The 6,854-nt window shown below is 72.6% G+C and carries 5 protein-coding genes; 2 read left to right on the top strand and 3 right to left on the bottom strand.

The window, feature by feature from the left end; all coding sequences use genetic code 11:
- Window positions 1-767: 767 nt before the first annotated feature.
- Window positions 768-1,850 carry an MDR family NADP-dependent oxidoreductase gene (locus AAHZ94_RS25800; RefSeq protein WP_349995639.1) on the top strand — a complete coding sequence of 361 codons (1,083 nt, stop codon included), beginning with the start codon at window positions 768-770 and terminating at the stop codon, window positions 1,848-1,850.
- A 322-nt stretch (window positions 1,851-2,172) separates the two neighbouring features.
- On the opposite strand, the gene trhA is transcribed toward AAHZ94_RS25800, so the two are convergent.
- On the bottom strand, window positions 2,173-2,871 hold the full coding sequence (gene trhA / locus AAHZ94_RS25795; RefSeq protein WP_349995637.1) for a PAQR family membrane homeostasis protein TrhA: 699 nt from the start codon (window positions 2,869-2,871) through the stop codon (window positions 2,173-2,175).
- Window positions 2,872-3,219: 348 nt separating this feature from the next.
- On the opposite strand from trhA, the gene AAHZ94_RS25790 reads away from it, so the two are divergent.
- Window positions 3,220-5,028: a phosphoenolpyruvate carboxykinase (GTP) gene (locus AAHZ94_RS25790; RefSeq protein WP_349995635.1), complete on the top strand. Its 1,809-nt coding sequence runs from the start codon at window positions 3,220-3,222 to the stop codon at window positions 5,026-5,028.
- A gap of 202 nt (window positions 5,029-5,230) precedes the next feature.
- Here the strand turns inward: AAHZ94_RS25790 and AAHZ94_RS25785 are convergent, their stop codons facing one another.
- Window positions 5,231-5,992 (bottom strand): hypothetical protein, encoded by a 762-nt coding sequence (locus tag AAHZ94_RS25785; RefSeq protein ID WP_349995633.1) that lies wholly within the window; start codon window positions 5,990-5,992, stop codon window positions 5,231-5,233.
- Window positions 5,979-6,854, bottom strand: an 876-nt coding sequence (locus AAHZ94_RS25780; RefSeq protein ID WP_349995632.1) for a vWA domain-containing protein, incomplete at its 5' end; no start/stop codon positions are given. The genes AAHZ94_RS25780 and AAHZ94_RS25785, both read right to left, overlap by 14 nt.

Raw genomic sequence — 6,854 nt, 5'->3', positions numbered from 1 at the left:
GCCCGTTTCCGCGGTGGGGTAAGCGGGCGGGCGCGGGGTCGAGGGGCGGCGCACGCGGCGGTTGGGGCTGAGCCGGTTGGGGCTGAGCCGGTCGGGCCGGCTGGGCCCGTTTCCGCGGTGGGGTAAGCGGGCGGGCGCGGGGTCGAGGGGCGGCGCACGCGGCGGTTGGGGCTGAGCCGGTCGGAGCCGAGCCGGTCGAGCCGACTGGGCCCGTTTCCGCGGTTGGGTGAGCGGACGGGGGCGGGGATAGGGACGGCGTGCGGCGGTAGGGGCTGAGCCGGCCGGGGCTGAGCCGGTCGGGCCGGCTGGGCCCGTTCCCGTGGATGGGCAAGCGGACGCGTACGGAGGGGGGGGGGGGCGGCCCGGGGGGGTGGGGGCGGAGGCGGCTGGGGTTGAGTCGATCGGAGTCGAGCCGTTCGGGCCGGCCGGGCCCAGCCGGGCCATGTGAGCGCCCACTAAGCGCCCGTGTTCGTTTTCCGACAGCCCGTCGGCATGCGCTGCCCCGTCGTCCGCCGCGCCCGACCGCCCCGCCGCCGCACCCCCGCCCCGTACGCCCATTCCTGCCCATCCCTCCGCATTCGCGCGCGTCATCGGCGTATCCGAAGGGGATGGCGGGAGGCGTCGGGCGATGACCCCAAGTGCCGTACAGCAGTGACCAGTTGGCCGAGCGTGCCGACAGCACGCCCTACCGTGCGAGGAGGTCGTTCATCAGCCGCGCGGGGCGCTGTGATGCGCCCGGCGCGCTGCCCAGCAAGCCGAGGAGTGTCATGTCCCCTGCCGCCGCCACCGGCCGCCCCGTCGACGTCCCCGCGACCCACCGTGAGGTGCGGCTCGTCGAGCGCCCCGGCGCAGAGTTGCGTACGGAGCACTTCGCGCTCCGTACCGCGCCCGTTCCTGCGCCCGGGCCGGGGCAACTCCTCGTACGCAACCGGTACATGGCCGTCGTCGCCGTCATGCGCACGCTCATGACCGACGCGGATCTCCCGATGCCCGCGTACGAGGTGGACGCGCCGCTGTGGGGGCCGGCGATCGGTGAGGTGGTCGCCGTGGGCGACGACGCCGTGGGCGACGACGCTGCGAGTGCGGGTGCGAGGGTCGGGGGCGGGGTGGTGGTCGGTGACCTGGTGGAGCACCACGCTTCCTGGCGTGAGTACGCGGCTGTGGACGCCGGCTCCGTACGGGCGCTCGACCTGGCCGCGCTGCCGGACCCCGCGGCGCACCTGTCGCAGGCGCTGACCGCGTGGGCCGGTGTGGTGTGCGCCGGGGAGGTGCGCCCGGGGGACACCGTGTTCGTCAGCGGGGCGGCCGGCGGCGTGGGCAGCATGGCCGGGCAGATCGCCCGGCTGTACGGGGCGGCGCGGGTGATCGGCAGCACCAGTTCACAGCGCAAGGCCGACTACCTTACCGGGGAACTCGGCTACGACGCGGCCGTGCTCAGGGGCGCGGGCTCGATCGAGGAGCAACTGCGGCGGCTGGCCCCCGACGGCCTCGACGTCGTCTTCGACAACGTCGGCGGCGAACAGCTCCAGGCCGCCCTGAAGGTCGCCAACCGGAAGGCCAGGTTCGCCATCATCGGCGCGCTCTCCGGGCAGCTCGGCGCCGCCGGCAGCACGGCCCTGGTGGAGATCGACACGCTGCAACTGCTCGCGCGGAGCATCGAGCTGCGCGGCCTGACGCTCCTCGACCACCTGGACCGGATACCGGAGTGGACCCGCGAGATCGGCGCGGCGATGGCGACCGGCCGCCTCACCTTCCCGCACACCCGGTTCACGGGGCTCGACCAGGCGCCGGGCGCCCTGGTCGGGCTGATCGCGGGGCAACACATCGGGGCGGTCGTGGTGGAGCTGTAGTCGGTTGGGGTGGTTGTGGTTGCAGTTGCTGGGGCTGGGGTTCTGGTGGCTGTGGCCGCGGGGGTGAGTGGCTTGCGGGGGTGCGGGGCGGGTGTGGTCTCGTACGACGGGTGCGTATGCGTGCGTATGCGTGCGTACGAGGTGGCGGGGCGGCACTCCCGTACGGTTCCGGACTTCCGGACTCCCTGATCTCCGGAGACCCGCGGCGTCACAGGCCAAACGAAAACGCCCGGGCCGCGAAGGAATCGCGTGCCCGGGCGTCGGGGTCGTGCCAGGTCGGGGCCGGTCGTGGCCGGTCGAGGCCGGAGGCCCGAACCGCTGCTCACCCGTGCTGGTAGGCCACCAGCGAGATGCCCACGTAGTGCACGACGAAGGCGGCCAGCGTGAGGGAGTGGAAGACCTCGTGGAAGCCGAACCAGCGGGGGGAGGGGTTGGGGCGCTTGATGCCGTAGATGACGCCGCCGGCGCTGTAGAGGACGCCGCCGACGATGACGCAGACCAGGACGGCGATGCCGCCGGTGCGCAGGAAGTCGGGGAGGAAGAAGACGGCGGCCCAGCCCATGGCGATGTAGCAGGGCGTGTAGAGCCAGCGCGGGGCGCCGACCCAGAAGACGCGGAAGGCGATGCCGGCCAGGGCCGCCGCCCAGATGCCCCAGAGCAGGAACTGCTGTCTGCCGCCGTCGATGAGCAGCAGCGTCAGCGGCGTGTACGTGCCGGCGATGATCAGGAAGATGTTGGCGTGGTCGAGCCGCCTGAGTATGCCCTCGGCGCGCGGGCCCCAGGTGCCGCGGTGGTACAGCGCGCTGACGCCGAACAGCAGGCACGCGGTGAGCGTGTAGATCGCGCAGGCCAGCCGGCCCCGGCCGCTGTCGGCGAGCGCGGTCAGCATGACGCCGGAGATGAGCACCGCGGGGAACATCCCGGCGTGCAGCCAGCCGCGCAGCCGCGGTTTGAGTGGCGGTGGCGCCAACGCGTCCAACTCGCTGGTGGCGTCGACGGTGTCGGGCGCGGCGGCAGTCATGTTCCACATGCTACCTACGCGACCGTAAGTTACGGCCCGGTGTCGAGTGGTGATGGTCACGGAGGCGCCCTCTGGACAGAATGGCGAACGGGTCGGATGATCAAATGAGCGCGGTCGGCACCGGATGAGCTGAGCATCCGGGTCGCAGCCCCCAAGGGGTAGCTGTCTCCCTCACTGGATATGCGGACGTATGCACTTTTCGTAGTCGCTTGCGTCGACTCTCGTAGCCGCTTGCGTCGACGTCTGCTATCCGACCAAAACCCTCAATCTGGCGCCGGAGCAGTCGGGCTTCGGCGGAACGGAGCGATCGTGGCGCGCAGCGCTGATTCCTCCGGGGCCGGTGGCCCCGTGGCTCAGAACCCCACTCCCACGAACCACCAGGAGCTGATCTCCTGGGTCCAAGAGATCGCCGCACTCACCGAGCCCGCCGAGATCGTCTGGTGCGACGGTTCGCAGGCTGAGTACGAGCGGCTGGCCGAGGAACTCGTGGCCAAGGGCACGTTCAAGAAGCTCGACCCGATCAAGCGCCCGCACTCGTACTACGCCGCGTCCGACCCGAGCGACGTGGCCCGCGTCGAGGACCGCACCTTCATCTGTTCCGCCGACGAGGCGGACGCCGGGCCCACCAACCACTGGAAGGACCCCGCCGAAATGCGCGAGGTCTTCACCGGTGACCAGGGCGTCTTCCGCGGCGCGATGCGCGGGCGCACCATGTACGTCGTCCCGTTCTGCATGGGCCCGCTCGGTTCCCCACTCTCCGCCATGGGCGTGGAGATCACCGACTCCGCGTACGTCGCCGTCTCGATGCGCACCATGACGCGGATGGGCGCCGCGGTCCTCGACGAACTCGGCGACGACGGCGACTTCGTCAAGGCCGTCCACACGCTCGGCGCGCCGCTGGCGCCGGGCGAGGCGGACGTGCCCTGGCCGTGCAACACCACGAAGTACATCTCGCACTTCCCCGAGGACCGCGAGATCTGGTCGTACGGCTCCGGCTACGGCGGCAACGCGCTGCTCGGCAAGAAGTGCTACGCGCTGCGCATCGCCTCCGTCATGGCCCGCGACGAGGGCTGGCTCGCCGAGCACATGCTGATCCTCAAGCTGACCCCGCCGCGGGGCGAGGCGAAGTACGTGGCCGCGGCCTTCCCGTCCGCCTGCGGCAAGACCAACCTGGCCATGCTGGAGCCGACCGTCCCCGGCTGGACCGTGGAGACCATCGGCGACGACATCGCCTGGATGCGGTTCGGCGACGACGGGCGGCTGTACGCGATCAACCCGGAGGCCGGGTTCTTCGGCGTCGCGCCCGGCACCGGCGAGCACACCAACGCCAACGCGATGAAGACGATGTGGGGCAACGCGGTCTTCACCAACGTCGCGCTCACCGACGACGGCGACGTGTGGTGGGAGGGCATGACCGAGGAGCCGCCCGCGCACCTGACCGACTGGAAGGGCAACGACTGGACCCCGCAGAGCGGGACGCCGGCCGCGCACCCCAACGCCCGCTTCACCGTGCCGGCCGGGCAGTGCCCGATCATCGCGCCCGAGTGGGAGGACCCGAAGGGCGTGCCGATCTCGGCGATCCTCTTCGGCGGCCGGCGGGCCAGCGCGGTGCCGCTGGTCACCGAGTCGCTCTCCTGGCAGCACGGCGTCTTCCTCGGTGCCAACGTGGCGTCCGAGAAGACCGCGGCGGCCGAGGGCAAGGTGGGTGAGCTGCGCCGCGACCCGTTCGCCATGTTGCCGTTCTGCGGCTACAACATGGGCGACTACATGGGCCACTGGATCAAGGTCGGGCAGGGCGCCGACCCGGCCAAGCTGCCGAAGATCTATTACGTCAACTGGTTCCGCAAGAACGACGACGGCCGCTTCGTCTGGCCCGGCTTCGGCGAGAACAGCCGCGTCCTGAAGTGGATCGTGGAGCGGCTCGAAGGCACCGCGGAGGGCGTCGAGACCCCCATCGGCGTGCTGCCGACGCCGGCGGCGCTGGACACCGACGGGCTCGACCTGACCGCCGCCGACCTGGACTTCCTGCTCACCGTCGACCAGGAAGTCTGGCGCGAGGAGGCGGCCCTGGTGCCCGAGCACCTGAACACCTTCGGCGACCACACGCCGAAGGAGCTGTGGGACGAGTACCGCGCCCTGGTCGCCCGCCTCGGCTGACGCACGGGGACGCCCTCCGGTGGGAGGGCGTCCCTGCGAATGGCCCGTGGGGCCGCGTGTGCGTGGCGCGCGGCTTGCGTGCGAGGTGTTCTCGTCCCGGGCGTTCGTACGACGTGTTCGTACGACGTGTTCGTACGGAACGTGGCCCGGCTGCTGCCGAGGAGCCTCCCCGCGCGCGGCCCGGCCGTCGCGCTCGCCACTGCTAGCCGGTGCCGCCCGCCACCCCGGGGTCGCCCGCCGCTTCCGGGCCCACCTGCGGGCCCGCCCCCGAGCCCGCTTCCGGGCCGCCGGGCCCGCCCCCCAGGTCGCCCAGGCCCCCCAGGTCACTCGGGCCCGCCCGGTCCTCGTAGTACTGGGTCAGGGCCCGCTGGCGCCAGGACTCCGCGTCGCGCAGCGTGGCGGCCAGGCCCGCGGCCTCCTCCACGAGCAGACCCACCTGGCGCCGCAACTCCTCATCCGGGGACGGGGAACCGGGGGCCAGCCGGGACCACCAGCGGGTGCGCAGATAGGCGTCGACGCTGTCCGGGGTGTCCTGGCGGATGATCCGGGTCAGCCGGTGCAGTGCCTCGCCGTCGCTCGCCAGCGCCTCAGCCCCGCCGCGCTCCGGGTCGAGCAGCGCGGTCAGCAGGTCGAGCAGGTCCGCCAGCTCCCGGTCGGTCTCGTCGGGCAGCCGGTCCCGGTCGCGCACCCCGGCCAGGTACGTCCGCAGCGTCGCCAGGTCGGTGCGGAGCGCGTCAACCTGCTCACCCGGGGCGGGGAACTGGGGGGAGTGCGGGCGCTCGGGCGGGGCCAGCAGGGCGCCCGCCCCGTACAGACCGGCGATCACCACCGGCCAGTACGCGCCGGCCACCCCCACCGCGTAGAGCCCGAGGCCCAGCAGGCCGAGCCCGCAGCCGGCCAGGTTCTTGCGGGACTCCAGGTACCGCACCACGGCGCGCCCCGCGCCCCGGTCACTGGTAGCCACGGATCTCCTCGAAGGCGCCGTCCAGCGAGCCCTGCACCGCGTCGAAGAGCTGGCCGCCCGTGACGTCGGCGATCTCTTCGAGCTCCATCCGGTCCGAGTCGCCGAAGAGGATCGGGAAGACCGGGATGGTGCGCTGGTCGGCCGAGAGGCCGTCGTAGAACTTCTTGAACTCCGGCGCCCCCGCCCCGCTGGTGTTCTCGCCGTCCGTCATCAGCACGATCGAGGTGAACCGGTCGTCGCCGGTCTTCGACGCGCGCTCGCCCAGGTGCTTGTACGCCTGCTCCAGGCTGCTGTAGATGGCCGTGTCGCCGTCGGCGCTCAGCGCGTCCACGTTCGTACGGATCAGGTCCAGCGCCTCCGCCGGCTGCTTCTCCGGCACGGTGTGCGTGGTGACCTCCTTGACCCGGTCGCCGAAGGGCATCAGCGTGACCTCCTCGCGGTCGCGGAACCGGTCGCCGGTCGCCGACCTGTCGGTGCCGGTCAGCTTCCGCAGCGCCGCCTTCAGCCGGTCGAGCCGCTCCTCCCGCATCGAGCCCGAGGTGTCGAGCACGTACACGGTGCGCGAGGGGCGGCGCAGCTCGTTCTCGTACGAGTCGAGCAGCCCGTCCGCCACCTGCCGGCTGCCGGGGAAGGGCAGTTCGTGGCGCGGGTCGCGGCCGATACCGGCGGCGGGCGTGACGGAGGAGAGCACCGGGCGCCGCAGGGTCTGGTCGGTCAGCGCCTGCTGGGCCGCGGGCGAGCGCAGGTGCTGGGAGAGCCGGCTGTAGGAGTCGCGGGCCGCCGGGGGGGGCGCCGCCCGCCGGCGCAGCGGGGAGGTTGGGGGGGTGGCGCCCGCGGGGGGCCCGGGGGAGGGCAGAGCCGG

It is taken from the genome of Streptomyces sp. HSW2009, assembly GCF_040240285.1.
Taxonomy (GTDB): domain Bacteria; phylum Actinomycetota; class Actinomycetes; order Streptomycetales; family Streptomycetaceae; genus Streptomyces.
Note: the sequence above shows the minus strand (reverse complement) of the source record. Positions and strands in the feature narration are given on the sequence as shown.

Excerpts from the sequence above, each read along its gene's own strand:
- AAHZ94_RS25800 (WP_349995639.1), top strand. The coding sequence starts at position 768 with ATGTCCCCTGCCGCCGCCACCGGCCGCCCCGTCGACGTCCCCGCGACC.
- trhA (WP_349995637.1), bottom strand. The coding sequence starts at position 2,871 with ATGACTGCCGCCGCGCCCGACACCGTCGACGCCACCAGCGAGTTGGAC.